The 26699-nt window shown below is 64.4% G+C and carries 26 protein-coding genes; 6 read left to right on the forward strand and 20 right to left on the reverse strand.

The genetic code is table 11. The features are described from left to right. Window position 1 precedes the first annotated feature (1 nt). The 7 genes from ABIB78_RS08995 to ABIB78_RS09025 form a co-directional block, all read right to left on the reverse strand. Window positions 2–235 (reverse strand): DUF6894 family protein, encoded by a 234-nt coding sequence (locus tag ABIB78_RS08995; protein WP_050403167.1) that lies wholly within the window; start codon window positions 233–235, stop codon window positions 2–4. Window positions 236–372: 137 nt separating this feature from the next. Continuing rightward, window positions 373–945: a hypothetical protein gene (locus tag ABIB78_RS09000; RefSeq protein ID WP_429023771.1), complete on the reverse strand. Its 573-nt coding sequence runs from the start codon at window positions 943–945 to the stop codon at window positions 373–375. A gap of 185 nt (window positions 946–1130) precedes the next feature. Continuing rightward, complete coding sequence (locus tag ABIB78_RS09005; protein ID WP_429023773.1) at window positions 1131–2117, reverse strand: MDR family oxidoreductase; 987 nt, start codon at window positions 2115–2117, stop codon at window positions 1131–1133. A gap of 45 nt (window positions 2118–2162) precedes the next feature. Then, window positions 2163–3407 carry an MFS transporter gene (locus tag ABIB78_RS09010; protein ID WP_429023775.1) on the reverse strand — a complete coding sequence of 415 codons (1245 nt, stop codon included), beginning with the start codon at window positions 3405–3407 and terminating at the stop codon, window positions 2163–2165. A gap of 259 nt (window positions 3408–3666) precedes the next feature. Beyond that, window positions 3667–5145 carry a cell wall hydrolase gene (locus tag ABIB78_RS09015; protein ID WP_429023777.1) on the reverse strand — a complete coding sequence of 493 codons (1479 nt, stop codon included), beginning with the start codon at window positions 5143–5145 and terminating at the stop codon, window positions 3667–3669. A 325-nt stretch (window positions 5146–5470) separates the two neighbouring features. Next, the gene (gene ppdK / locus ABIB78_RS09020) at window positions 5471–8371 is read right to left on the reverse strand and encodes a pyruvate, phosphate dikinase (protein ID WP_429023779.1); all 2901 of its coding nucleotides are present in this window, start codon (window positions 8369–8371) and stop codon (window positions 5471–5473) included. A 91-nt stretch (window positions 8372–8462) separates the two neighbouring features. Beyond that, a complete protein-coding gene (locus ABIB78_RS09025; RefSeq protein WP_084518327.1) occupies window positions 8463–8618 on the reverse strand; it encodes a DUF3096 domain-containing protein in 156 nt (51 codons plus the stop codon). 235 nt (window positions 8619–8853) lie between these two features. Between ABIB78_RS09025 and ABIB78_RS09030 the strand changes: the two genes are divergently transcribed. Beyond that, entirely contained in the window at window positions 8854–9213 is a 360-nt protein-coding gene (locus tag ABIB78_RS09030) for a DUF1236 domain-containing protein (RefSeq protein ID WP_429023781.1), read from the forward strand. Window positions 9214–9365: 152 nt separating this feature from the next. On the opposite strand, the gene ABIB78_RS09035 is transcribed toward ABIB78_RS09030, so the two are convergent. The 9 genes from ABIB78_RS09035 to ABIB78_RS09075 all read right to left on the reverse strand — a co-directional run bounded on the left by ABIB78_RS09035 (window position 9366) and on the right by ABIB78_RS09075 (window position 17242). Then, window positions 9366–10466, reverse strand: a complete 1101-nt coding sequence (locus ABIB78_RS09035) for a hypothetical protein (RefSeq protein ID WP_429023783.1) — start codon at window positions 10464–10466, stop codon at window positions 9366–9368. Window positions 10467–10601: 135 nt separating this feature from the next. Next, window positions 10602–10973 carry a GFA family protein gene (locus ABIB78_RS09040; protein ID WP_429023784.1) on the reverse strand — a complete coding sequence of 124 codons (372 nt, stop codon included), beginning with the start codon at window positions 10971–10973 and terminating at the stop codon, window positions 10602–10604. Further along, window positions 10970–11575, reverse strand: a complete 606-nt coding sequence (locus ABIB78_RS09045) for a class I SAM-dependent methyltransferase (protein ID WP_429023786.1) — start codon at window positions 11573–11575, stop codon at window positions 10970–10972. The genes ABIB78_RS09040 and ABIB78_RS09045 overlap by 4 nt, the downstream gene beginning before the upstream one ends. Window positions 11576–11578: 3 nt before the next feature. After that, entirely contained in the window at window positions 11579–13678 is a 2100-nt protein-coding gene (gene glyS, locus ABIB78_RS09050) for a glycine--tRNA ligase subunit beta (RefSeq protein WP_429023788.1), read from the reverse strand. Continuing rightward, a complete protein-coding gene (locus tag ABIB78_RS09055; protein ID WP_429023790.1) occupies window positions 13678–14613 on the reverse strand; it encodes a glycine--tRNA ligase subunit alpha in 936 nt (311 codons plus the stop codon). The genes glyS and ABIB78_RS09055 overlap by 1 nt, the downstream gene beginning before the upstream one ends. Window positions 14614–14778: 165 nt before the next feature. Beyond that, window positions 14779–14970, reverse strand: a complete 192-nt coding sequence (locus ABIB78_RS09060) for a hypothetical protein (protein ID WP_429024044.1) — start codon at window positions 14968–14970, stop codon at window positions 14779–14781. Between the two features lie 116 nt (window positions 14971–15086). After that, window positions 15087–16010 (reverse strand): S49 family peptidase, encoded by a 924-nt coding sequence (locus ABIB78_RS09065; protein ID WP_429023792.1) that lies wholly within the window; start codon window positions 16008–16010, stop codon window positions 15087–15089. A gap of 244 nt (window positions 16011–16254) precedes the next feature. Further along, on the reverse strand, window positions 16255–17022 hold the full coding sequence (locus tag ABIB78_RS09070; RefSeq protein ID WP_429023794.1) for a tRNA1(Val) (adenine(37)-N6)-methyltransferase: 768 nt from the start codon (window positions 17020–17022) through the stop codon (window positions 16255–16257). Beyond that, window positions 17015–17242: a DUF2007 domain-containing protein gene (locus tag ABIB78_RS09075; protein ID WP_173638095.1), complete on the reverse strand. Its 228-nt coding sequence runs from the start codon at window positions 17240–17242 to the stop codon at window positions 17015–17017. The genes ABIB78_RS09070 and ABIB78_RS09075 overlap by 8 nt, the downstream gene beginning before the upstream one ends. A gap of 135 nt (window positions 17243–17377) precedes the next feature. Here ABIB78_RS09075 and ABIB78_RS09080 point away from each other — a divergent pair, with 135 nt between their 5' ends. Then, window positions 17378–18388, forward strand: a complete 1011-nt coding sequence (locus ABIB78_RS09080) for a polyprenyl synthetase family protein (protein WP_429023796.1) — start codon at window positions 17378–17380, stop codon at window positions 18386–18388. 393 nt (window positions 18389–18781) lie between these two features. Here the strand turns inward: ABIB78_RS09080 and ABIB78_RS09085 are convergent, their stop codons facing one another. Further along, complete coding sequence (locus ABIB78_RS09085; protein ID WP_429023798.1) at window positions 18782–19621, reverse strand: AraC family transcriptional regulator; 840 nt, start codon at window positions 19619–19621, stop codon at window positions 18782–18784. Window positions 19622–19855: 234 nt separating this feature from the next. Here ABIB78_RS09085 and ABIB78_RS09090 point away from each other — a divergent pair, with 234 nt between their 5' ends. Both ABIB78_RS09090 and ABIB78_RS09095 read left to right on the forward strand, forming a co-directional pair. Next, window positions 19856–21097, forward strand: coding sequence for an ABC transporter substrate-binding protein (locus tag ABIB78_RS09090; RefSeq protein ID WP_429024045.1), 1242 nt, complete (start codon window positions 19856–19858; stop codon window positions 21095–21097). Between the two features lie 267 nt (window positions 21098–21364). Next, window positions 21365–22468 carry a mandelate racemase/muconate lactonizing enzyme family protein gene (locus ABIB78_RS09095; protein ID WP_429023800.1) on the forward strand — a complete coding sequence of 368 codons (1104 nt, stop codon included), beginning with the start codon at window positions 21365–21367 and terminating at the stop codon, window positions 22466–22468. Window positions 22469–22749: 281 nt separating this feature from the next. Here ABIB78_RS09095 and ABIB78_RS09100 read toward each other — a convergent pair whose 3' ends face one another. Then, window positions 22750–23121 (reverse strand): hypothetical protein, encoded by a 372-nt coding sequence (locus tag ABIB78_RS09100; RefSeq protein ID WP_429023802.1) that lies wholly within the window; start codon window positions 23119–23121, stop codon window positions 22750–22752. Window positions 23122–23317: 196 nt separating this feature from the next. Between ABIB78_RS09100 and ABIB78_RS09105 the strand changes: the two genes are divergently transcribed. After that, entirely contained in the window at window positions 23318–23536 is a 219-nt protein-coding gene (locus ABIB78_RS09105; protein WP_429023804.1) for a hypothetical protein, read from the forward strand. A 328-nt stretch (window positions 23537–23864) separates the two neighbouring features. Here ABIB78_RS09105 and ABIB78_RS09110 read toward each other — a convergent pair whose 3' ends face one another. Then, complete coding sequence (locus ABIB78_RS09110; protein WP_163160486.1) at window positions 23865–24299, reverse strand: cupin domain-containing protein; 435 nt, start codon at window positions 24297–24299, stop codon at window positions 23865–23867. A gap of 320 nt (window positions 24300–24619) precedes the next feature. Continuing rightward, complete coding sequence (locus ABIB78_RS09115) at window positions 24620–25276, reverse strand: glutathione S-transferase (protein WP_429023806.1); 657 nt, start codon at window positions 25274–25276, stop codon at window positions 24620–24622. A gap of 174 nt (window positions 25277–25450) precedes the next feature. Between ABIB78_RS09115 and ABIB78_RS09120 the strand changes: the two genes are divergently transcribed. Next, window positions 25451–26674 (forward strand): polyhydroxyalkanoate depolymerase, encoded by a 1224-nt coding sequence (locus tag ABIB78_RS09120; protein ID WP_429024046.1) that lies wholly within the window; start codon window positions 25451–25453, stop codon window positions 26672–26674. Window positions 26675–26699 lie beyond the last annotated feature (25 nt).

The following is a 26699-nucleotide window of genomic DNA, read 5'->3' on the forward strand; positions in this document are numbered from 1 at the left end:
CTCAGTCGACGGATTCAGCGACCAGGCGAATCCGGAACACGGGCTTCCGGCTTTCGTCGAGCAGCTCCATGTGCCATTCACTGTCTTGCTTCATGTTGCGCGAAATGCTGCCAAGGAAATTGCCGCATACCTTGGTCATCTCGGCCCAGGCCACGTCACGGCTCTCAAATTCCGTCGCGTGGTCGGACGCACCGGCGTAATCGCCATCACTGATACGGAAAAAATACTGCGCCATATCACTACTCAAATCGGTGTCCCCACCATCCCGCCTCTCGGCGAACGCTAGGGTATTGAGTAGCTATCAACGCGTGGCGACCGCCATCCGTATGACTACGGCTTGGGCGGTATTCCCGCTAGCGCGCAGATGAGGCGTTAGTCGGTGGAGCGGCGCAATTCCGGCGCACTCTCGACCTTGGCGGGCTCGGCCTTGACCGGCTCGAGCTTCGCGCTTCCGACCTGCGGTGTCTCGACGCGCGATACTTGTGAGGCATCCGCGGATCGGGTGCGCGGATGCAGCGAGCGCGGACGGGCCACCGCGCGCGCCATCAGCATCTGCTGGCCGCCCTGGTGACGGAATTCGCAATAGGCGAAGCCCATGCCGGAGACCGAGCCGCGGAATGAGCGCTCGTCCTGCTTGTCGAGGTTGAAGCACGGTTCGAACGGAATGCCCTTCAGGGAAGCGCACACACTCTGACCGCGGATTTGCAAGGTATTGCCCGGCAGGCGAACGTGGCGGATCGGGCCGGAGCCGGAGAACTGGATCGAGCCTGCGGCGCCCATGTCGTCTAGGATGCGGCCGGCGCCGCGGGTGCCATCGAAACAGGTGAACGCGAATACCTTGCCGGCGACGAACCTGCGGGCCTCATCGGCATTCATCATGCCAGCGAACGCCGGCACGACCATCGCTCCGGCCGTGACGGCCCCCAACACCAAACGCGCAAGCATGAGCTACTCCACTTACGAGCGCGGGCACCCGCTCCTTGTGAGCATGATCCCCGCACCAACGCTTCTCGACGTCTGCGCGAGGAAACCCGGCCCCCCGGGATCATGCTGCAAGTCTCTTTACCCGCTGCTTACCATACCAACAGTGGCAACATTGGAGCAGCTTGGTTGGTAAAGTCTGAACGTCCTCAGACTATTTTTACCACGATCCGGCCGCGGACCTGACCGCCGAGGATTTTCGCCCCGTAGCCCGTGACCTCGTCCAAGGCGATTTCATGAGTGATATCAGCCAGTTTTGCCTTATCCAGATCGCTCGCAAGACGGCGCCAGGCGATTCTGCGCAATTCGATCGGGCACATCACGGAATCGATGCCGAGAAGGCACACACCCCGCAAAATGAAGGGCGCGACCGACGACGGCAGGTCCATACCGGCCGCCAGACCGCAGGCCGCGATGGCGCCACCATATTTGGTCATCGACAGTAGATTGGCGAGCGTGGTCGACCCGACGCTGTCGACGCCGCCGGCCCAGCGCTCCTTCGCAAGCGCCTTCGGCGCACCTGACAGCTCGGCGCGATCGATCACCTCGGTGGCGCCCAGACCCTTGAGATAATCGGCCTCCGACATCCGCCCCGTCGACGCGATGACGTGATGGCCGAGCTTCGACAGCACGGCGATCGCCACCGATCCGACGCCACCGGCGGCGCCCGTGACGACCACCGGGCCGCTCTTCGGGGTGAGACCGTGCTTCTCCAGCGCCAGCACCGACAGCATCGCGGTATATCCGGCGGTGCCGACCGCCATCGCGTCGCGGGCCGAGATGCCGTCAGGCAGCCGCACCAGCCAGTCGCCCTTGACGCGGGCCTTCTCGGCATAGGCGCCGAGATGGGTCTCGCCCATGCCCCAGCCGTTGCAGACGACTTTGTCGCCCGCCTTCCAGTCCGGATGGCTGGATTGCTCGACGGTGCCGGCGAAATCGATGCCGGCGATCATCGGGAACCTGCGCACCACCGGCGCCTTGCCGGTTAGCGCGAGGCCATCCTTGTAGTTTAGCGTCGACCATTCGACGCGGACGGTGACGTCGCCATCCATCAGCTCGGCCTCGTCGAACTGGGTGAGTGCGGCGGTGGTACCCTTGTCCGCCTTGTCGATCCTGATTGCCTTGAACGTAGCCATGATGTGCACTCCCCGTAATTCTGGTTTCGGGGAGTGTTTAACCCATCAGGCAGGCTGCGCAACCGGGCGCGCGACCGGCGCTTCGACGATCGGCAGATTGATCAGCGCCGACAGCACGCCAAACACCACCGACAGCCACCAGATCGGGGTGTAGGAACCGTACTGCTCGAACACGATGCCGCCGAGCCAGACCCCGAGGAAGCCGCCGACCTGATGGCTGACGAAGGCGAAGCCGTACAGCGTCGCAAACCAGCGCGTGCCGAACATCAGCGCCACCAGCGCCGAGGTCGGCGGCACCGTGGAGAGCCAGGTCAGGCCGGAGATCGCGCCGAACGCAATCGCCGAGAACGTCGTGATCGGAAACGAGATGAAGGCGATGATCGACAGCGCGCGGGTGAAATAGATCACCGACAGGATGTAGCGCTTCGGGAATATGTTCTGCAGCCAGCCGACGCTGAGCGAGCCCACGATGTTGAACAGGCCGATCGCCGCGATCACCCAGCCGCCGGTCGAAGTCGGAATACCGCGGTCGGCGAGATAGGCCGGCAGATGCACGGTGATGAAGGCGAGCTGGAAGCCGCAGGTAAAAAAGCCGAGCACCAGCAGCACATACGAGCGATGGCCGAACGCCTCGGCGAGCGCGGTCTTGAACGATTGCTGATCGGCGGGCGCTGCATCCTTCGTCTCCGTCGGCGGCGTCGAAAGTGCCAGCGACAACGGCAGGATCAGCAGCATCAGCGCGCCGAACACCAGGAGCGCGGTCTGCCAGCCGAAATTGTCGATCATCGCGACGCCGAACGGGGCGAACAGGAACTGGCCGAACGAGCCGGCCGCAGTGCCGGCGCCGAGCGCGATGCCGCGCTGTGCGGGCGGCAGCAGCTTGCTGAACGCCGACAGCACCAGGTTGAACGAGGAGCCCGACAGACCGAAGCCGATCAGGACGCCGGCGCCGATGTCGAGCGACAGCGGCGTCGTCGAATAGCGCATCAGCAGCAGTCCCGCGGCGTAGAGCAGTGCGCCGACGACCATCACGCGCAGCAGGCCGAAGCGATCGGCAATCGCACCCGCGATCGGCTGGCCGAGGCCCCACAACAGGTTCTGCAGCGCCAGCGCGAGGCCGAACACGTTGCGGCCCCAGGCGAATTCATGGCTCATCGGCTGCACGAAGAAGCCGAGGCTGGAACGCGGGCCGAAGCTCAAGAGCGCGATCGCGCAGCCGCAAACAATGATCACGAGCGGCGCGCGCCAGGTGCCCGATGTCGGTCGAAGATCCCCGGTGGTAACGGCCATCTTGTCTTCCCCGCAACTGCTTCGCGGGAACCGTCCCGCCGAACGTTACGGGGAGTTAATGCATATGCATGAAAATCCCAAGAGGGGCCGGAGAAGAATAAGAGAAAAATATTCGCCTGCAGGGCTGCCCTGCAGATTTTGCGACTGTCGTCTCGGGCGCGACAACGTCGCGAACCCGGAATCTCGAGGTGACAGCCGGAACATCGGGTTTGCGGTGTGGCGCTACGGGCCATCCCGGAATGACGCGTCTGCGAAAACCCTATCGCTTGGCGCTGGCCTGCTCTGCTGAGCTCTGGGCGGCTTCGGCGAGCTGCGCCGAGATCTTGGCGGTCTCGGCCGGGTTGCCCCAGCTCGGCGCGTCGCTGCCGTCGCCCCAGGCGCGCGGGCGATAGAAGGTGTGGACGCCGAACTTGTACGTCTTCTTCATTTCGCTGACCCAGGACGGCCGCACCCAATAGGCGTGGTAGTGGGTCGAGCGATCAACTTCCGGCAGCCACAATTTGCCGTCGAGCATCGCCTTCGCGATCTTCCTGGCGCGATCCCACATGTCGGGCTCGCGAACGACGTCGGGCGTGTTGTCGCAGGCGAAGGTGAACTGACAGGCGTAGTGGCGGTTCTTGTTCTGGTAGACCACGCCGCACACCGTCTCCGGATATTTGCCGGAGAAGGCGCGGTTCAGCACCACCTGGGCGACCGCGATCTGGCCGCGCACCGCTTCGCCGCGCGCTTCGAAATACACGGCCTCCGCGAGGCACTTCTCCGACTTGGCGCGCGCCTTCTCGTCGAACAGGCCGAGCCGCTCCGCCGGCGTCTTGGTGTGCTGGTCGTCGGCGTTGACCTCGCCTTTTGGCGCGATGCTCTCACCCATCTCGCCGGCCTTGACCGGGCCGTCCGCATCGACCGGCAGTGATGCCATCACCTTCATGTCGGGATCGGGCTGTGCTGCCGGCGTCACGACGACCGGCGCCTCGCCGGGCTGCCAACGCTCGAGATTCTCGGGTGTGCCGAGCGACGAGCCGAAGAACAGGCTCACGGTCTTGAATGCAAACGGATCGCGCTCGCGCGCTGCATCGGCGGGCGCCGCAGCAGGCTTCGCGGGCGCCGGTTTCCGATCGTCGAGCGGACTGGCCTCGAGCGACAGCGACACGTCGTATTGTTGCGACAACGGCTTCGCATATTGCGGCAAGGGCGGCGCGCGGAGCGCTTCCTGCAATTCCGGATCGAGCGGCGCGTTGTCCGCCGGCGCGGTCACGGTCTTCATGCCCTTGACCGACGAATTCGACGTCGCGGGATCCTCGTTCGCCGGAGCCGTGTTTGCGGGCTCTGCGGGATCAAGCTGGTCAGGCCGCCTGACGACGAGACGATCGCCCTTCAAGGTGCGATCTACCTTGGGAAAATCCGATGCCTGGTAGCGCGGCGGCGGCGCCGCGATCGGATTGCGCGTCACCGTGCCGACGATGTCGACGCTCGAACTGTCCAGCTTTGCGAGCAGGATCTGCGGATCTTGCGGCGCCGAGGTTCCGATCGGACGGCCGAAGCTGTAGGTCGCGACCTGGATCGAGCCGACCGCGGAGGCGAAAACGCGCTTCTGCCAGCGCTCGGCGACGCCGGGCTGCCGGGCCAGGAGCGAAGCAATATCCTGATATCCGAGCTCGGTCGGCACAAGTGCGAAGATGCCAAGACCGAGACCGAAGAGCGCAAGACGTGCGCCCTTCGGCTGGTTACGCGACACAAACATCGTACGCTCACGCAACGCTTACTGAGTGCAATCGAACGCGGTACATCCGCGCAATTCGACCTTTCCCGTTGCTAACTTGTTTAGGTTGCCGCGGAGTTAATCGGCGTTGCTCGCGCGCTACACTCAAGCGATCGCGCATGTGTCGCGCGCTGCATCATGCGCCTTGGTAAACGCGCGGCGCAGGAAAGTCGTAAACAACAGGTCAACGAAGATGGTGAACAAGCTGTTGCGCGCGACCGTCGCTGCGCGGTGGCTAAACAGCGCGCACCAAGAAAAATGGCCGGGACTTGGTCCCGGCCACTGCACTCTCTGAACCGACCGATCGCTACGCCTGGCTGGCGATCTCCTTGCCGAGCGCGGCCTGCGCTGCGGCGAGACGCGCGATCGGCACGCGATAGGGCGAGCACGAGACGTAGTCGAGCCCGACCTCGTGGCAGAACGCGACCGATGCGGGATCGCCGCCATGCTCGCCGCAGATGCCGACCTTGAGGCTCGGCCGCGTCTTGCGGCCGCGCGTGACGCCGATCCTGACGAGCTCGCCGACGCCGTCCCGATCGACCGAGATGAACGGATCGATCTCCAGGATGCCCTTGGCGACATAGGTGCCAAGGAAGCTCGCAGCGTCGTCGCGGCTGATGCCGTAGGTGGTCTGCGTCAGATCGTTGGTACCGAAGGAGAAGAACTCCGCGGTCTCTGCGACCTCGCCGGCCATCAGGCAGGCGCGCGGCAGCTCGATCATGGTGCCAACCTGGTAGGTCAGCTTGACGCCGGTCTCCTTCATCACCGCATTGGCGGTCGCATCGATCCGCGCCTTGACCAGATCGAACTCGGCCTTGGTCGCGATCAGCGGCACCATCACCTCGAGACCGACCGCCTTGCCGGTGCGCTTGCCGGCTTCGACGGCGGCCTCGAAGATCGCACGCGCCTGCATCTCGGCGATCTCGGGATAGGCGATCGCGAGACGGCAGCCGCGGAAGCCGAGCATCGGGTTGAACTCGGACAGTTCGCGGGCGCGGTCCGCGAGCTTGCGCGGATCGGTGTTCATGGCGCGCGCCACTTCCTCGATCTCGGCCTGGGTGTGCGGCAGGAACTCGTGCAGCGGCGGATCGAGCAGGCGGATCGTGACGGGCAGGCCCTTCATGATCTCGAACAGCTCGACGAAGTCGGCGCGCTGCATCGGCAACAGCTTCGACAGCGCGGCGCGGCGCGACTGCTCGTCCTCGGAGAGGATCATCTCGCGCACGGTGCGGATGCGGGTCTCCTCGAAGAACATGTGCTCGGTGCGGCAGAGGCCGATGCCTTCGGCGCCGAACTTCACCGCGGTGCGCGCGTCATCGGGCGTGTCGCCGTTGACGCGGACGCCGAGCTTGCGAACCTCGTCGGCCCAGCCCATCAGCGTGCCGAACTCGCCGGACAGTTCCGGCTCGATCATCGGCATGCGGCCGGCCAGCACCTGCCCGACCGAGCCGTCGATGGTGATGACGTCGCCGGTCTTGAAGGTGCGCGAGCCCACGCTCATGGTGCCGCGGCCGTAATCGACGCGAATGGTGCCGCAGCCGGAGACGCAGGGCTTGCCCATGCCGCGCGCGACCACCGCCGCGTGCGAGGTCATGCCGCCGCGAGTGGTCAGGATGCCCTGGGCGGCGTGCATGCCGTGAATGTCTTCCGGGCTGGTCTCGATGCGGACCAATATGACCTTGCGTCCGTCGGCCTGCAGCTTGGCCGCTTCGTCCGACGAGAACACGATCTCGCCGGAGGCAGCGCCGGGCGAGGCCGGCAGGCCGGTCGAGATCACGTCGCGCTTGGCGGCGGGATCGATGGTCGGGTGCAGCAGCTGGTCCAGCGAGGCCGGGTCGATCCGCGTCACCGCGTCCTTGCGCGAGATCAGCCCCTCATTGGCGAGCTCGACCGCGATGCGCAGCGCCGCCTTCGCGGTGCGCTTGCCGCCGCGGGTCTGCAGCATCCACAGCTTGCCCTGCTCGACCGTGAACTCCATGTCCTGCATGTCGCGGTAGTGCTTCTCGAGCAGCGTGTAGATCCGCGTCAGCTCCTTGAACGCGGCCGGCATCGCGGCTTCCATCGACAGCTTGTCGGAACCGGATTCCTGGCGCGCCTCTTCGGTGATGTCCTGCGGCGTGCGGATGCCGGCGACGACATCCTCGCCCTGGGCGTTGATCAGGAACTCGCCGTACAGCTTGCTCTCGCCGGTCGAGGGGTTGCGGGTGAACGCAACGCCGGTCGCCGAGGTCTCGCCCATGTTGCCGAACACCATCGCCTGCACGTTGACGGCAGTGCCCCAGGATTCCGGAATGTCGTGCAGCTTGCGATAGGTCACCGCGCGCGCGTTCATCCAGGATGAGAACACCGCGCCGATCGCGCCCCACAGCTGGTCATGAGGATCCTGCGGGAAGTCGTGACCGGTCTCCCTGGCGACCGCTTCCTTGTACTTGCCGACCAGCTCGACCCAGTCGTCGCCGGTGAGGTCGGTGTCGAGCGAATAGCCCTGGCCGTCCTTGAAGGTGTCGAGGATATCCTCGAAGTGATGATGCTCGAAGCCGAGCACCACGTCGGAGTACATCGTGATGAAGCGGCGATAGCTGTCATAGGCGAAGCGGCGATCGCCGGACAGTTCGGCGAGCGCTTCGACCGTCCGGTCGTTGAGGCCGAGATTGAGCACGGTATCCATCATGCCCGGCATCGAGGCGCGCGCGCCGGATCGTACCGAGACCAGCAGCGGGTTCCTGGCGTCGCCGAACGTCTTGCCGGTCAGCTTGCCGACATAGTCGAGCGCCTTCTCAACCTGTGCTTTCAATTCCTTCGGATACGTCTTGTCGTGTTCGTAGAAATAGGTGCAGACCGAGGTCGGAATCGTGAAGCCGGGAGGCACCGGCAGGCCGAGATTGGCCATTTCCGCGAGGTTGGCGCCCTTGCCGCCGAGCAGATCGCGCAAGGTCGCCTGGCCCTCGGCCTTGCCGTCACCGAACGTATAGACCCACTTGCCCGCCTTGATCGCAGCCGGGGCCGCCTTCTTCGCAACCGCCTTCGCCGGCGCCTTGCTGGCCGGCTTTGCCGCCGGCCTGGCGGCGGCTTTCGGCGCCGCCTTCGGGGCGCTCTTCTTCAGGACCTTGCGCGCCTGTGGCACCGCCTTGCGGGCCGGTGCGGAGGACTTTGATTTCGCTGCAGTTTTCTCGGCAGTTTTCTTGGACTTCGCGACGGCTTTGGCCATGTCAGACAACAATCCGAAAAGAGGGGTCGAAGATGCGCGCCTTACACCATTTTGGGGGGGTCCGCGCAAGCCGCGAAACCCCGCTTTCCCGCTACAGGTGCAGCCAGCGCAAGAGACCCATCCCCACGAGCCCGACGAAGATCAGGTAGATCGCGACGATGTAGTTGAGCAGCCGCGGCATGATCAGGATCAGGATGCCTGCAATCAGAGCGACAATGTGCGGCAAATGCCCAGCGGTGATGACCATTGAAGTGTTCTCCGGCGGTTTTTGGAAGAGCGAATCGAGCGGCAGTTTATCCGCTGCGGGGGTTCCCACATCAAGACGCCCGTCGCGGCCTGAGAGTTCCCGCAACTCACGAAAATTACTCCAAATTGCCGCGTATTTGGCGGCGGGTTTCCCGGAACATCACCACGTCAGATGCATTGGCTCGCCGTGCGCATCGGCGAAGGCCGGCGCGCGCGCAAAAAGAATGGAGCGAGCCATGCGAAACAGAATATTTGCCGTTGCAGCGGTTGCTGCTGCGATCACGGTGCCGGCTGTTGCCGCACAGGCCCAGACCGTTGGCGTTGTCCGCGGTGGCCCGCCGGTTGCAGTCGAGGATGACGAGGGCATTGCGATCGAGCAGCGCCCGGCATTCCGCGAGTATATCGTGCGCGAGCGCGTACCGAACTACACCATTCCGGATCGCGTCGTGGTCGGCACCGTGCTGCCGGATGCCGGCGTGACCTATTACGACGTGCCGCAACGGTTCGGCGCGACGCCCTATCGCTACACCGTCGTGAATGGTGAGACCGTTCTGGTCGAGCCGCGTTCGCGACGGATCGTTCAGGTGGTCGACTAGCTCTGCGTCAGCGCGATAGCCTGAACGAACAGTCCGGGCGCCGCGCAAGCGGATGTGCGCGAAGATCGACCGGACCAGAAAGCCCCGCCCGGCCTCCCCTCCAGGCGGGGCTTTTCTGTCGCGTTGCGATCAAGTTTGAATGTCGCGCCGGCTTACGATTTGAGGATCGAGAGCAGCGTCGAGGTCGACTTGTAGCTCTTGATCGCGGCGTCCTGGAAATCCTGCGTCCAGTTGGCCGCCTGGCGTTCCTCCGCACTCATCGAGGAATATTGCTTGAGGATGCCGAGGCTGAACTGGCGCGGATCGCCGGCCGACTGGCTCTGCTTCAGCGCGTCGAGCACGGCAAGGCGCGTCCGCGTGTTGAGTTCCTGCTTGGCCGCGAAGATTTCCTCGCCTGAGAATTTCTTGTCCTGGTTCAGCGAGATCGCCGAGAGCGAGCGGTTGTCGAGCGAGGACAGGTCCGCGAGCTGCCCGGTTTTGCGCCTGACGTCGTAGACCAGCTCCTTGCCGTTGCTCGCCGCCTCGCTCTTCTGCCGATCTAGGAAGGCGCGCACGTCGCTCGCCACGCTGCTGAAGTCGCGCGTGTTCCCCGTTGCGGGAGATGTGGTTCCCGCCAGCGCGGCCGCGATCGGGTCTCCGGAAATCCCTGACGGCGCCGTGTTCGGATCCTGCTGCGTCGCCTGATACCCCTTCAGCACCGCAGCGCGCTGGCTGGCCCAGGTCGCGGTTGCCTTCTCCTCGTCGCTGGCGCCATCGAGATAGTCGAGTGCGGCCTTGTAGCTGACGCTGTAGTCGCCGGTCAGGCGCGTGGTCGCAAGCGACGGCGCCAGCGCCTTGTCGAAGCGCTGCTTCAGTTCGGTGGCGGCGACCGCCTGCTCGTCCGGCGTGAACTTGCCGCCATTGTTGGTCGAGATCGCAAACAGCGAGCGACGGTCCAGTGTCGAGAGATCGATCGTGGTCTTGCCGTCGACGATCGGCGCCTTGACGCCGGCGACCGTGTAGAGCCGGTCGAGCGTGACGCGCGCGTCGCTGCTGACGGTTGCAAAATCCGGCAGCGGCGCCTTGGCGAGTTGCGCGCGGGCGGCGTCCGACAGCGTCAGGTTGGTTGCAGCGTTTGATGTCGAGGACGCCGACAGGTCGCCGGCCGAGCCGTCGCCCGACAGTGTCGCTGCCAGCGAGGGCGTCGCCGCGGCGCGCGCATAGGCCGAACCATATTGGGCGTAGGGATTGGGCGTGGTGCCGATCGAGGTCATCGGGGCGGTCCCTGCATTGGCGCCAGGGGCGATTTCTTAAAAAACCGTTGATCCGGCGCGACCTTCGCAGGGCATGGTTAACAAATTGCAAACTGTGTCTAAATATTTCCGGGGGCACCTGTCAGAGGCGGTCGCTCACCTGTCGACGACCCAGGTGTGGCGGTGCTGCGTGTAGACCGATTGCGACGGCGCCGGAAAATCGGGGTCCGCGAAGGCGCCGACCGCAATTGCGATGAGGTCGGGCGCGCGGCCGGGCTCCCAATAGACCGACGACCCGCAAGTCGGGCAGAAATGAAACACCACCGGAGCGCCGCTGTCGCCGATACGGGTGTACTGCCGCGCCTCGCCTTGCGGCTCCACGTCGGCGCGGCGAAAGAAGGCGGCAATGCCGTAGGTGCTGCCGGTTCGCTTCTGGCACTCCAGGCAATGGCACAGCGCGATCTTCGCTGGCTCCTGGTGGCAGGTCACCCGGAGCTGCCCGCAGGCGCATGTCGCCAGTCTCGTCATGCTTGCCTCCCATCGCTCTTGCTTGCCACCAGCCGGTGAATCTTCTTGCCCGAGGAAACGCTGACCAACGCCTCATCGAGCAACAGGCTCGTCGCCCTGAGCTCGGCCCGCACCTGCGCCGCATCGAATGCAGCATAGAGCCGGCCGTGAGCATCGCGCAGGTCGGTGCCCTCGGTGACGCGCCAGCTCAGATAGAGGACGCCGCCGGGCTTCACGATGTCGAACATGCGGCGGACCGACGGCGCGATCAGCGCGTGATCGAGATGCATGATCACGGTCTCGCACAGCACATTGTCGAAGCTGTTGGCCGCGATGCCGCGGAGGTCAGGCAATTCGGCATGCGCAAAGCGCAGCTTTGGATATCGCGCGCGGGCTTCCGCGAGCAGACCCTGCGAGGCATCGTAGCCTTCGGCCGGAAAGCCATTGGCGTTCAGCCATGCCACCTCGCGGCCGCTGCCACAGCCGATATCGGCGGTCGCGCCGCCCTTGACGAAGAAACGCGCGACGATCTCCTGCAAATCGACCGGCGCCGGCTGATCGTGCCAATCCTGCGCAAACGCCGCCGCTTCCCTGTCGTAAGCGGCGAGCGTGGCGCGATCCATCGATCAGCCCTCGATCCTCGAGAAATCCGCCACCGCACGCGTCGCGGCGCGGATCTCGTTGAGCAGTTTCAGGCGGTTTTCGCGCACCTTGGGATCGTCGTCGTTGACCTTGACCTTGTCGAAGAACGCATCGACCGCCGGGCGCAGCTTGGCCATCACGCTCATCGCACCGGCGAAGTCTTCCTTGGCGACGGCGGCGGAGGCCTCGGCCTTCACCTGGTCGATCGCCTTCGCCAGCGTCTTCTCCTCGTCGAGCTTGTAGAGCGTGGCGTCGGGCGCGCCGTCGAAGGTCCGCTTGTCCTTCTTCTCCTCGATCGCGAGGATATTGCTGGCACGCTTGGTGCCCGCGAGCAGGTTCTTGCCGTCGTCGCTGTCGAGGAATTTGCCGAGCGCCTCGACGCGACGGACGACGAGCAGCAGATCGTCTTGGCCACCGAGCGAGAACACGGCGTCGACAAGATCGTGCCGCGCGCCCTGATCACGCAGCTGAACCTTCAGACGGTCGGCGAAGAAGGCGAGCAGATCGTTCGGCAGTGTTTCGGCGTCAGTCTTGACCGACAGTCCGAGCAACGCGGATTTGGCTGCCTTCAGGATCGGCAGGCGCAACGCGTTCTCGACGATCAGCCTGATCACTCCCAGTGCCGCGCGACGCAGCGCATACGGGTCCTTCGACCCGGTCGGCTTCTCGTCGATCGCCCAGAAACCCACCAGCGTATCGAGCTTGTCCGCCAATGCCACGGCCACGCTCACCGGGTCCGTCGGCACGCGGTCAGCCGGCCCCTGCGGCTTCCAGTGCTCCTCGCTTGCGGCTGCGACGGAGGCATCCTCGCCCTGCGCCAGCGCGTAATACTTGCCCATCAGGCCCTGCAGCTCGGGGAATTCGCCGACGACTTCGGTCAGCAAATCCGCCTTCGCCAGGCGCGCGGCGCGCTTGGTCTTCTCGACATCGGCGCCGACCAGCGGTGCGATCTCGGCGGCGAGCCGCTCTATCCGTTCAATCCGCTCCGCCTGGGTGCCGAGCTTCTCGTGGAACACGATCTGCTCGAACTTCGGCAGCCGGTCTTCCAGCTTGGTCTTCAGGTCAGTCTCGTAGAAGAATTTTGCGTCACTCAGACGCGGGCGGATCACGCGCTCATTGCCGGCGACGATGGTCTTGCCGCCGTCGGGCGCCTCGATGTTGGCGGTCAGCACGAACTTGTTGGTCAATTTACCCGTCTTGGGATCCTTGACCACGAAGCACTTCTGGTTGTTGCGGATGGTGGCGCGGATGACTTCATCCGGGATCGACAGGAATTCCTGCTCGAACGATCCCATCATCACGACCGGCCATTCGACGAGGCCGGAGACCTCGTCGAGCAGCACCTGATCCTCGACCAGCTCGAGGCCCTGCGCGAACGCAAGCTCCTTGGCGTCCGCGAGGATGATGTCCTTGCGCGCCTGCGGGTCGAGGATCACCTTGGCCGCTTTCAGCTTGGCCTCGTAATCCTCGAAGCGGCGCACGCTGATCGCACCCGGCGCCATGAAGCGATGGCCGTAGGTGGTCTGCCCGGCCTCGATGCCGTCGACCGAGAACCTGACGATGTCGGGCTCCTCGGTCTCCAGACCGAAGGTCGCGGTGATGGCGTGCAGCGGGCGCACCCAGGTGAGCGAGCCTGATTTCGCCGAGCGCGCGCCCCAGCGCATCGATTTCGGCCAGGGGAAGGTGCGGATGATCACCGGCAGCATTTCCGCGATCACGTCGATCGCGGCGCGGCCGGGCTTCTCGATCAGCGCGATGTAGAAATCGCCCTTCTTCGGATCGGTCTGGATCTTGGCCTCGCTGATCGAGGACAGGCCCGTGGCCTTCAAAAATCCCTGGATCGCAGGCTCGGGTCCGCCGACGCGCGGACCGCGGCGCTCGTCCTTCAGGTCGGGCTGGCGCGCCGGAATGCCGTGGACGGTGAGCGCAAGCCGCCGCGGGGTCGCGAACGCCTTGGCGCCTTCATAGACGAGGCCCTCGGCGACCAGCTTGTCGGTCACCATGCGGCGCAGATCGTCCGCCGCCTTGGCCTGCATGCGCGCGGGGATTTCTTCGGAAAACAGTTCGAGGAGAAGATCGGGCATCAGACCGCCCTGCCCGTTTCAGTGTGGATCCAGGCCTCGCCGCAGGCCTTCGCCAGGTCGCGCACGCGGGCGATGTAGCTCTGCCGCTCCGTCACCGAGATGACGCCGCGGGCGTCGAGCAGGTTGAACACGTGGCTCGCCTTGATGCACTGGTCGTAGGCCGGCAAGGCCATCAGGTGTTCCTTGATATTGCTGTTCTCGCGCCAGCCGGCGGCGAGATATTTGCGGCAGGCGTCCTCGGCCATCCTGAACTGCTCGAACAGCATCGCGGTGTCGGCATATTCGAAATTGTGCCGTGAGTATTCCTGCTCGGCCTGCAGGAAGACGTCGCCATAGCTGACCTTCTCGGCGCCCTCGCGGCCGTTGAAGTTGAGGTCGTAGACGCGGTCGACGCCCTGCACATACATCGCAAGCCGCTCGAGCCCGTAGGTGAGTTCGCCCGCGACCGGCGCGCATTCGACGCCGGCGACCTGCTGGAAGTAGGTGAACTGCGACACTTCCATGCCGTCGCACCAGCATTCCCAGCCGAGACCCCAGGCGCCCAGCGTCGGGCTCTCCCAGTCGTCCTCGACGAAGCGGATGTCATGAACGGCGGCGTCGATGCCGATCGCGGCCAGCGACTTCAGGTACAGTTCCTGAAGGTTCGGCGGCGACGGCTTCATGATCACCTGGAACTGGTAATAGTGCTGCATCCGGTTGGGGTTTTCGCCATAGCGGCCGTCCTTGGGCCGCCGCGAGGGCTGCACATAGGCAGCGTTCCAGGGCTTTGGCCCGAGCGCGCGCAGCGTGGTCGCGGGATGGAAGGTGCCGGCGCCCATTTCCATGTCGTAGGGCTGCAGGATGACGCAACCCTGCTCGGCCCAGAAACGCTGGAGAGCCAGGATGAAGCCCTGGAACGAGCGTTCCGGGCGCATGTGGTCAGGCAGGACGTCCATCGTCAGCACAGGTCTCGCGAGGGGGTTTTGAAGCGCGCGGGACCGTATCGGCGGCAGCCAATGGAATCAAGGCGATGGGAGTTGTTTCGGCGTTCTCTCTTCACCTCTCCCGCAAGCGGGAGAGGGAGAGCAGTTCCGGTGCGGCGAATTGCGGAGACCGAAGCCCTAGCCCGGGCGATAGGCTCCGGTCACGGGGTCGCGGCGCAGGGTCTTGATTTCGCTCGCACGCGTGGCCTCGGCCACACGGGCAAGTCGCGCCTCTTCCAGTTCCTGGTTGATCCGGACGGCCGTCTTGTAAGCCCAGCGGACCACGGCCAAGCTGCCCAGGACGCCTGCGAATGCAATCAGCGGCGGCATCGGTCGATCCTTGTCGTTCACGTCGGTCAGGCCCCCAATGACCAGCATTCTCGCGCAACCCGGCCTGCGCCGCAATCGCGGTTTTGGGGCTAAATGGCGCGCTCAAATCCGCGTGTTCACAGCCCGAATCTGGCCCAAATTGCCCGTGTTTCCAGCGCCGAGATCAGATCGTCCGGCAGCGCGGCGATCCCGTCCAGCGCCGCCAGCGAGCCCGCCCCGGGCGCCCGCCGGCCGAGCAGGCCGGACAGCATACCGCTGGCGGGCGCAATCACCGGGGTCAACACCTTGTCGCCATAGCGGGCCCGCAGCGCGGAGCGAAGGTCGGCGATCCCGTCCGCGAGCCCGAGCCCGATCGCGGTCTCGCCGGCCCAGTATTCGCCAGTGAACAGCTCGTCGTCGGGCCCCTTCAGGCGGCTGCCTCGGCTCTGCTTCACCAGTGCGATGAAGATCGCATGGATCTCGCGCTGGATCGCCTTCAGCCGGGCGACGTCGTCGGGGTTTTCGGGAAGGAACGGGTCGAGCATCGCCTTGTGGCTGCCCGCCGTATAGAGCCTGCGCTCGACCCCGATCTTCTTGATCAGCCCCTCCAGGCCGAAGGTGCCGCCGACCACGCCGATCGAGCCCAGGATCGAGGACGGGTCGCAATAAATCTCATCGCCCGCGCAAGCGATCATATAGCCGCCGGAGGCCGCGACGTCCTCGACGAACACCAGCACCGGCAGCTTCTTCTCGGCCGCCAGCTGCCGGATACGCAGATAGATCTGACGCGACTGCACCGGGGAGCCGCCCGGCGAGTTGATCACCAGCGCCACCGCCTTGGCATTCCGGGTGCCAAAGGCGCGCTCCAGCATCTTGGCGACGCCGGAGAGCGTCATGCCGGGCCGCAGCGGCGTCACCGCACCGATCACACCTGCCAGCCGCACCACCGGCACGACTGTCACGCCGCGCCGGAAGCGCGCCGGCAGCATTCCCTGCATGCGGTCGAGGAACCCTGAACGTCCTCCAGAATGTCGTTGGCGATCACTTATCTGTTCACTCATGCCGTTACCTCGAATTAACCACTTTTTATCACGCCACTGTCATTGGATTCCGTGGAACGCGTTTTGCATTTTGTCATTGGGGTTGCAATTCGCGGCGGAGAGGGACTCATGAAGATCTATCTGCTGATTTTGCTGATCGGTACACTTCTGACGGCGATCCGCTTCACGTCCAGGCCGGAACGCCAGTCCGAAACGGCCTCGCAGTGATTTAGTGCCAGTACGACGCGGGCAGCGTCCCTGCCCGTCAGCGCCGCGCCAGCGGCAATTCTCCCTTCCCAGCCAAGATCTCCTGCACCCATTTATTGGGCACACCTGACTCTTCATTGAGCAGCAGTGCGGCATGCAGCCGCGTCGGCGCCCGGCCGCCCTTGATGGCCCGCACCAGGATTCGGATCGCCGGCGACGCCGCCTCGCCGTGAACCGGCAGGATCTCGAGGCCGCCAAAGCCGCGGTCCAGCGCGGCCAGCACCTCGGCAATCCCGTCGGCCCGCCAGATCAGCACAAGCTGGCCGTTCGACTTGAGAATCCGCCGCGCCACGTGAACCCAGCCGGCAAGCGTTGTCGCGGTCGCGACATGGGCGCGCTCCCGCACGCCGTCCGGCGAGGCCCGGTGCCTGCTGGGATCGTTGAACGGCGGGTTCATCAGCACGACGTCGGCGCTGTCGGGCGTAAGGCCGGCGTCATCGAACACGGAAGCACTGGCCTCGACATCGAGCACGATCACGTCGGCCATGATCGCGTTGGCATCGGCGTTATTCCGCGCAAGCTCTGCCAGTGCGGGGTCGATTTCGACCAGGACCAGATCGACCCCCCTCACCCGCCGCGCCACCGCGAGCCCGGCCGCGCCGACGCCGGCGCCGAGATCGACGACGCGGTCACCCGGGCGCGCCGGCGTCGCGGCGGCCAGCAGGATCGCGTCATGGCCGGCACGGTGGCCGCTGCGGGGTTGCCGCAGGCGCAACTGCCCGCCGAGGAAACCGTCCTCGGTGATCTCAGCGGCCGGATTACTCATCGGCCCGCAATTCGTGGCCGAGGCCGGCATCGGTGAGGAGCTGGCGCGCCTCGTGGTTGTCATCCTCATGCACCAGGATCCGCCGCGGCAGCACGCCGAGCGACCCTTCGATGATGCTCATGTTCTGGTCCAGCACCAAATGATGGATGTTAGCGCTGTCCAGCAGCGCGCCGACGGCGGAGACCAGCACCACGTCATTGGTCCGTACCAATTCCCGCAAAATACACTCTCCTGTCGTCCCGCCAGTGCGGCACTTGCGCCACATGTCAATAACTTGATGGCCTTGCCGCTGCACCGCGCAGTTTCTATTGTTATAGCTGAGCATAATGCGAATTCGGCAAAATTGGAGACCAGCGTGGCGGTTATTGTACCCTTCGAAAGCCCGTCCAATGCTTCGATCGACGGGCTGGTGGGACTTGTCGCCGCCGACATGGAGCGAGTCAACGCGACGATCATTTCGCGGACCGGCTCCGAGGTCACCATGATCCCCGAAGTCGCCAACCACCTGATCTCCTCCGGGGGCAAGCGGCTCCGCCCGATGCTGACGCTGGCGATGGCCCAGCTCGCCGACTATTCCGGCGACGGCCATATCAAGCTCGCTGCCGCGGTCGAGTTCATGCACACCGCGACCCTGCTGCATGACGACGTGGTCGACGAGAGCGAGCTGCGCCGCGGCAAATTGTCCGCGCGAATGCTTTGGGGCAACGAGGCCAGCGTGCTGGTCGGCGACTTCCTGCTCGGTCAGGCGTTCCGAATGATGGTCGAGGTCGGTTCGCTTCGCGCGCTCGACATTCTGTCCGCAGCGGCCGCCACCATCGCCGAGGGCGAAGTGATGCAGCTTGCCGCGGCGAAGAACACCGCGACCACCGAGGACGAATATCTCGCCGTGATCCGCGGCAAGACGGCGGAGCTGTTCGCCGCCGCCTGCGAGGTCGGCCCGGTCATCGCCAACCGGCCCAAAGCCGAGCAGACCGCGTGCCGTTCGGTCGGCATGAACCTCGGCATCGCCTTCCAGCTCGTCGACGACGTGCTCGACTATGGCGGCAAGTCGGCCAAGCTCGGCAAGAATGTCGGCGACGATTTCCGCGAAGGCAAGATCACGCTCCCCGTCGTGCTCGCGTTCCGACGCGGCAACGACACCGAGCGCAAGTTCTGGATCCGCGCGCTGGAGCGCGGCGAGATCGGGGCGTCCGACCTCGATCACGCGACCGGGCTGATGACCAAGCACCGCGCGCTCGAGGACACGATCAGCCGCGCCCAGCACTACGGCGCGATGGCCGTCGACGCGCTGGCGCTGTTCCCGCCCTCGCCGATGAAGACGGCGCTGGAAGAGGTCGTGGCGTTCTGCCTGGCAAGATCGCATTGAGTACGGCTTGCAATTACCGCGCATCATAGACGGTGTCGTCCCTGCGAAAGCAGGGACCCATACGCCGCGGCGAGAGTTGTGACGGCAGTCGTCGTTCCGAAGTGTTCAAACAATAACCACTCGTGGTTGGGTCCCTGCTTTCGCAGGGACGACGCTGAGGATGGTTCTCGATTCAAGTTGCCACACCACACACCGTCATCACCCGCGCATGCGGATGATCCGGTATTCCAGAGACGTCTGTGCTTGAGCCGAGAAGCCGCGGCGTACTGGGCAAGAGGTAGAAAGCTCTGGGGTAGGACCACAGGTGTAACCGGAGCAATCCGGCTTTCCCTGCGCGATGGGTTACGGCTTACTTCGTGCTCTCCCCGGCACACCGGGGAATGACAAGCAATCTTAGTCCTCCACCGGCACCCAGATCTCAAGCCCGCCGTTACCGCTGTTCTTGTCGAACTTCTCGTCGTAGCGCTCGAAGTTTGGCGCGTCCGCGACCTTCATGCCGGATTGCGGCAGCCAGCGATTCCAGATCGTGTTGACGGTGCGGCGGATGGTGGAGATGTGGTCGGCGTGGGTGAACACCACGTACCTCTGCGCCGGAATCCGGACGCGCGCGAATTCGCGCGGCAGGTCGGAGAAATCGGCGACCTCGACACCGGCGATGTAGTCGAAATTGCCGGCATCGTCGCCGTTGCAGCAGACGCCATAGGCGACATTGCCGACTTGGCGGGGAATATGTGCGCATTGCTGATGGAAGCCATGCCACTGGTTCGGAATGCCGGCGGTGCTGCCATTGGCGTGGTTGTAGCGCTCGCCGATGCCGGCGACGAGAAACGCCTTGCCGGTCGCGACGCGCGGCGGATCGAGATGATCGAGAGCTGTCGAGATCATGGTGATCGGCTCCTGAAGCTTGAGCGTCGTCAGGCACGTTGTCGCGCGCACCGTCTCGGGCGTGACGCCGAAATGGTCGCGAAACGCGCGGGTGAATGCTTCGTGGGAGCCGTAATCCGCATCCAGCGCGAGAGTGAGGATATCGGGCGCACCGGCCGCGAGCTCGCGCGCAGCCTCGCTGAGACGGCGCGCCCGCACATAGCGCATCACCGAGAACCCGGTCGCCTCCGCGAACGCCCGCACCAGATGGAAGCGCGAAACCCCGGCGACGTTCGCAATGTCATCGAGCGTCAGCGACCTGCGGAGATGGCTTTCGATGTACCAGAGCGCCTTCTGGGCTGGGTTCATGGACGACGGCCTTCCTGCAAAGCCCGGGCATCATGCATGGCTGCCGCGCGCGCCATTTGACAGTCCTTGCTGCGCAGCGGCGAAACTGATTCCGCTCTGCGAAATTTTACCGCAAAGCCGTCGCTGGCAACAGCGTTGCAATCGTGCATACTCGCAGTTGCATCGATCCGACGGCTCATCAAGCTGCCCGAAATCAAGACTGCACGAGCCGCGGCCAGCATGTCAGGGAGGACAATGATGCACCACCACCGCTCGAGCTATGCCAACTGCGTCAAGTCTGCGGCGCTTGCCGCGCTTTTGACGATCGCCGTCGCAAGCGCCGCCAACGCGCAGAAGAAATACGATCCCGGCGCGACCGACACCGAGATCAAGGTCGGCAACATCATGCCCTATTCGGGCCCGGCGTCAGCCTACGCCACGATCGGCAAGACGGAAGCGGCCTATTTCAACAAGCTCAACAGCGAAGGCGGCATCAACGGCCGCAAGGTCAACTTCATCTCCTACGACGACGGCTATAGCCCGCCAAAAATGGTCGAGCAGGCCCGCAAGCTGGTCGAGAGCGACGAGGTGCTCTTGATCTTCAATCCGCTGGGCACGCCGGGCAACACGGCAATCCAGAAATACATGAACGCCAGGAAAGTGCCGCAGCTGTTCGTCTCCACCGGCGCCGCCAAGTGGAACGATGCCAAGAACTTCCCGTGGACCATGGGCTGGCAGCCGAGCTACCAGGTCGAAGCGCGCATCTATGCCAAATACATCCTGCAGAAATATCCCGGCAAGACCATCGGCGTGCTCTATCAGAACGACGATTTCGGCAAGGACTATCTGATCGGCCTGCACGACGGGCTCGGCGATCAGGCCAAGAAATTGATCATCGTCGAATCCTCCTACGAGACCTCGTCGCCGACGGTGGATTCGCAGATCGTGCAGATCAAGGGCGCCAACCCCGACATCTTCGTCAACATCGCAACGCCGAAATTCGCGGCGCAGGCGATCAAGAAGGCCGCCGAGCTGGGCTGGCATCCGGTGCAGTTCCTGACCAACGTCTCGGCCTCGATCGGGGGCGTGATGAAGCCGGCCGGCTATGAGGCAAGCCAGGGCGTACTGTCCACGCAATATCTCAAGGACCCCAAGGACGCCGAGTGGAAGAACGACCCGGCCATGAATGAATGGCGTGCATTCATGGCCAAGTGGTATCCCGAAGGCGACCTCGACGATGCGGCGACCGTGTTCGGCTACGGCGTCGCCAAGGGACTGGAGCAGGTGTTGCGGCAATGCGGCGACAACCTCACCCGCGAGAACCTGATGAAGCAGGCGGCCAGCCTCAACTTCGAGATCGGCATCTATCTGCCCGGCACCAAGATCAAGACCGGGCCGGACGACTATGCACCGATCGAACAGTTGCAGATGATGCGCTTCAAGGGCGAGAGCTGGGAGCGGTTCGGCCCCATCATGAGCGGCGAGAAGAGCAGTTAGGGGCCTTCCTCCACAACTTTGGGCTCCGTGATGCCCGGCCTCGCGCCGGGCATCCACGTCTTCGACACGATTCACGGGCAAGATTTTTCACAAGCAAGACTTTTCACAAGCAAGGCTTTCACAAGCAAGACTTGCAGGAATCAGGACCTGGAACGGCCGGAACCCGGGCGAGCGGACCCGACGCCGCACTCAAGCTCGCCGCACTCGGGCTAAAGTGTCCGGCCATCACGACCCCAGGCCCATTCTGCGATCGGAAGGACAACAACAATGAAGATCACCGACGTTCGCGCCCACCATATCCGCATTCCCTATGACGCAGGGCCCGCGAGCTTCCGCCAGGGAGCTTCCGCGATCTCGGCACTCGACATGGTGCTGGTCGAGGTTTCGACCGACGCCGGCCTGACCGGCTGGGGCGATGCCTTCGCCTATGTCTGTCCGAAGACGAGTTGCACGGCGGTGGCCGAGATGATCGCGCCGCAGGCACGCGGCCTCGAGGTGCCCGACGCCGCCGGGATCCCCGCCGCGATGGAGCAGATCCAGCGCAACCTGCATCTGTTCGGCCGCTATGGCATCACGATGTTTGCGATCTCGGCGCTCGACATTGCGCTGTGGGATCTCGCCGGCAAGGTGAAGGGCGTGCCGCTGCATCAATTGATCGGCGGCGCGAAGCGCAGCACGATCCCGGCCTATGCGAGCCTGATGCGGATCGGCAATCCGACGCATATCGCCGCCGAATGCAAGAAGGCGATCAAGCTCGGCTACTCCGCGATCAAGCTGCACGAGACCACCGTGCCTGCCGTCGCCGCGGCGCGCGAGGCGATCGGTCCCGGCGTGCCGCTGATGGTCGACATGAACTGCCCGCTAGATGGACCGGCGGCGATTCAGTTTGCCCGCGACTGCAAGCAGGCCGCGCCGATGTTCCTGGAGGAACCGGTCTGGCCGCCGGAGGATTTTGCGACGCTCGCGGAAGTGCGCAGGGAGGGCCGGCTCGATATCGCGGCCGGCGAGAACGCCTGCACCGTGCATCAATTCCGCCAGATGATGACCGCGGGCGCCGTCAGTCACGCGCAGCCGTCGGTGATCAAGGTCGGCGGCGTCACCGAATTCCTGCGCGTGGCCGTGCTCGCCGACGAGTTCGGCGTCCAGGTGATTCCGCACTCGCCCTATTTCGGGCCGGGCTTCCTCGCCACGCTGCATCTGATGGCAATCCGCGACGCGGGGCTGATCGAAATGTTCTTCATGAAGCGCCCTGCCTGCCTGTGGGGCGATCGCATCGACGTCGACGCCAACGGCCATGTCGCCGTGCCGCAGGGCCCCGGGCTCGGCTACGAGCCGGATCGCGACGTGATGGAGAAATATCGGGTGGCGTAAAGGCGCGCCGCGAAGGAGGCGCGCCCCCTCTCCCGCTTGCGGGTAGGGCCTTCACATTGCGCTCGATCCCTCCACAAACTCCTTATGCCCGGCCTTGTGCCCGCCTACGCTGAGGCTTCGGCGAGGCTGACATGGAAGCACGGCGAAGCCTTGGCGTAGCCGGCTGCCGGGCATCCACGTCTTGGCTTCCGCGTGAGAAAGACGTGGATGGCCGGGACAAGCCCGGCCATGACGAATGCGAAGTGGCAGCGCCAGGAAGGCAATTTGCGGATCGACCTTTGCTACTTCGTCCCTTCCTTCGCGGCAGGCGTCGCATCCTTCGCCGGCGGCGCGTCGGCTTTCTTCTTCATATCCTCGGTCAATTTGACTTGCGCCGCCTGCAGGTCGGTGACGAGCTTCTGCAGACCCGCGGCTGCACTCTTCAGGCTTTCGATCTGCCGGTTGGCGGCGTCGAGCTTCTGCTGATGATCCGATGTGAGCTTGTTGATCGTCTTCTGCAGAAAATCGATATTGCTCTGCAGACAGCTCGTGCGCCGCTCCATCGTTTTCTCGACGGTGCAGATCTCGATGCCGGGAACGTCCTGCGCGCGCGCGGTTCCGACGACGCCGAGTGAAAGCGTCACGAGCAAGACAAGAGCGAAACGAGCGATCATCAGCATCCTCAACCAAATGCGTCATTCACAGTTTTGTGCTCACGACGCTGAAAGCAAGGCAGACATACCACACTGATACCGCATTCGAGCGCTGTGCTTCACCTCATTACGGGGACTACTCGTGGGGACGGGGGCCTTCGGAACTTGTTTGGTTCGACCCCTTTTGGCTCGACCTTGGGCAGTGGAGACAGATCACATGGCGACGCGCGAAAAACGGCTGGCGCAATTCGATGGCAACGGCGAACCTTCGCCGGAACAGCGCGTGGAAGTGCTTTGTGAGGATCATAGCGGAACGTATCAGCTGCCGTTCGCCTGCCGCTTCGTCGACGGCCAGTGGCGCAATGACACGACCGGTGGCGCGCTGGAAGCCAACGTCATCGCATGGCGGATGCCGCGCGAAAAGCACTTGGCCTGAAGCCGCGAGGCGTCGCTCTCGCGCATGAATCCGGAGGACTGGTACCGGCTTTCCCTCGCGACCAACGCGATGCGTTTGCGCGGGGATCATGCGCGGGTGTTGTTTCAAAACGCGACGCGCACGCGCCGGACTTTAAGATTTGGAACGCGGATGGAACGAACCGCGTCCGAATCACTGATTGAGCGCCGTACTCCGTTGTTCACGGCTAGATGTGGTCAGGAGCCCGATTCGGCGCACCACATACAGGAGCATGATGATCGGCCGCAGCCAGCGGCCGACAACAAAGGTTAATTCCTCCGCAGATGACATTTGCGATCCCTCCGTGCGATCATTTCCACGGCGTGATCGGCGGCACCGTCTCGGTCGCCGGCGGCACATCCACGGTCTTGAAATCGGCGGGGCTGACGATCTCGAGGTATTCCATGTCCTTCGAGTAGTCGAACAGGTAATGGGTGATGCCGGGACGCTGATGGATGACGTCGCCGGCCTCGACCAGCGTCTCCTTGTCCTCGTACATGAAGCGCGCCCAGCCCTTGGTCATGATGACGATCTGGAAATCGCACAGATGCTTGTGCCAGCCGGTGCCCTGCTCCGGCGGCAGGTCGGGATTGGCCTTGACCAGATGGCAGATCACCTGCCCCCCGGTGGCATCGGCGATGCCGAGATCGCGATACAGGAAGAAGTCGCGCAGACCTCCGCCCTTGAACTCGGTGTCACCGGGTTTGACGTGGGAGAATTTGCTGACGACGGCGTGCTGGTTCATTTCAAGCCTCCACGGTTCTCGTGTTCGCGAGATCGCGGCGCGGCTCACCGTCCAAATTTTCGGCAGCGTCGCATCGTCGCGGTCACAGCTCCAGCATCGCTATGCGAAATCCTTGCCAGCCCGCCCGCGCTGCGGCGATCGGTCTTGCCACGCGCGGCCATCACAGCGGAAGCATTTGGCGCATGGCACATATTTACGTTCGGCCCGTGCTGCGCTCGATCGTCGCGCGGCGCCAATGTCTGACGCCGACGGCACGTCCATTGAGCAAGGCCTGCCTGGAGCTTGAGCCGCCGGCGCAGGCAGGCCGGCCCGGGCGCTGCCTAATATTCGACCTCGAGCTCCTCGACATCGGCGGGCTCCGCCTTCGCGGCCTCGATCCATTCCTGCATCTCGGGCATCGCCATGATGGTTTTGGCATACACCGCGAGGGCCGGTTCGAGCTTCACATCATAGGTCATGAAGCGGGTCACGACCGGCGCATACATTGCGTCCGCCATGGTACGGCGTTCGCCGAACAGGAACGGCCCGCCGGACTTGCCGAGGCAATCGCGCCAGATGGTGCAGACGCGGTCGATATCGGCCTGCGCGCGCGACCAGATCTTGAAGCCGGGAAAGTGCCCCTTGAGATTGACCGGCAGCGAGGACCGCAGCGTGGTGAAGCCGGAATGGATTTCGCCCGAGACCGAGCGGCAATGCGCGCGCTGGATCCGGTCCTCCGGCAACAACCCGGCGTGCGGCATGATCTCGTTGAGATACTCGCCGATCGCCAGCGTATCCCAGACGGTCGCGCCCTCGTGGCGCAGGCAGGGCACCAGGATCGACGAGGACAGCAGCAGCAGCTCGGCCCGCGCCGATGGGTCATCGGGTGCGGTGACCACCTCCTCGAACTCCAGCGCGGCGAATTTCGCCAGCAACCAGCCGCGCAGCGACCAGGACGAATAGTTCTTGCTGCTGATGGTGAGTGTCGCCTTCGCCATGCCCGCTCCTCACGCCCTGAACGCGTCGCCGCTCCCGGTGACCGCGCGCCGGTCCAAGCCGCCGCGCCCCGAAGCCGGTCATTTTCGCAGCAAGCCACGTGCCAATTTGCCGGGCAGCCCGCCCCCTCTGTGGCGTCGATATTGCATATCCAGCCGGGCCAGGGGCGGATGCGTATGATGTCAATGATGTACCAAGCCTATCAGAACCACATGGACCTCACGGCGCCATGGCGGACCGGGGCTGCAGCGGCGCTGAAATACCTGAATCTGGTGCCGCAGGGCGCCGCCGACCGGGTGTACGGCCGGCTCGCGGCCGCGCTCGAGCTGATCTCGCGCTCCACCTTGACCTATGCCCGTCCCGACTACGCTATCGGCAGCGTGACGGTCGGCAACAGGGAATTGCAGGTGACCGAGGAGGTCGCCTATGCGACGCCGTTCGGCTCGCTGCTGCGTTTCAGGAAGGTGGACGGACCGGAGCAGCCGCGCCTGCTGCTGGTGGCGCCGATGTCCGGCCATTTTGCCACGCTGCTGCGCGGCACCGTGAAGACGCTGCTGCAGGACCACGACGTCTACATCACCGACTGGCACAATCCGCGCGACATCCCGCGCAGCGAGGGCCGCTTCGGGCTCGAGGATTACACCGACCATCTGATCGACTTCCTCGACCAGCTCGGCCCGCGCGCGCATATGGTGGCGATCTGCCAGCCTTCGGTGTCGGCGCTGGCCGCTGCCGCGGTCATGTCGGAGGACAATCATCCGGCACGGCCGGCGTCGCTGACCCTGATGGCCGGGCCGATCGACACGCGGATCCAGCCGACCAAGGTGAACGCGTTCGCCAAGAGCAAGCCGATCAAGTGGTTCGAGGACAATCTGATCAACTACGTGCCGATGCAGTGCAAGGGCGCGTTGCGTCAGGTCTATCCCGGCTTCGTGCAGCTCACGGCCTTCGTGTCGATGAACCTGGAGCGCCACATCAAGCAGCACATCGACCTCGCCGACCATCTCGCCAAGGGCGAGACCGACAAGGCCGAGCTGATCAAGACCTTCTACGACGAATATTTCGCGGTGATGGATCTGCCTGCGGAATTCTATATCGAGACGGTGCGCGATGTGTTCCAGGAGCATCTCTTGCCACAAGGCATGCTGATGCATCGCGGCCGCCCGGTGAACCCGGCGGCGATCCGGCGCATGGGCCTGATGACGGTGGAAGGCGAGAAGGACGACATCTGCTCGATCGGCCAGACGCTCGCCGCCCAGGACCTCTGCACCGGCGTTCGCACCTATCGCAAGGTCCACCACATGCAGGCCGGCGTCGGCCATTACGGCGTGTTTTCCGGCAGGCGCTGGAACAACGAGATCTACCCGCTGTTGCGCGATTTCGTGCATGTGAATTCGTAACAGAGCAACGTCGTAACTCATCGCT

Origin of the sequence: Bradyrhizobium sp. I1.14.4 (assembly GCF_050435825.1) — a bacterium.
Taxonomy (GTDB): Bacteria; Pseudomonadota; Alphaproteobacteria; order Rhizobiales; family Xanthobacteraceae; genus Bradyrhizobium.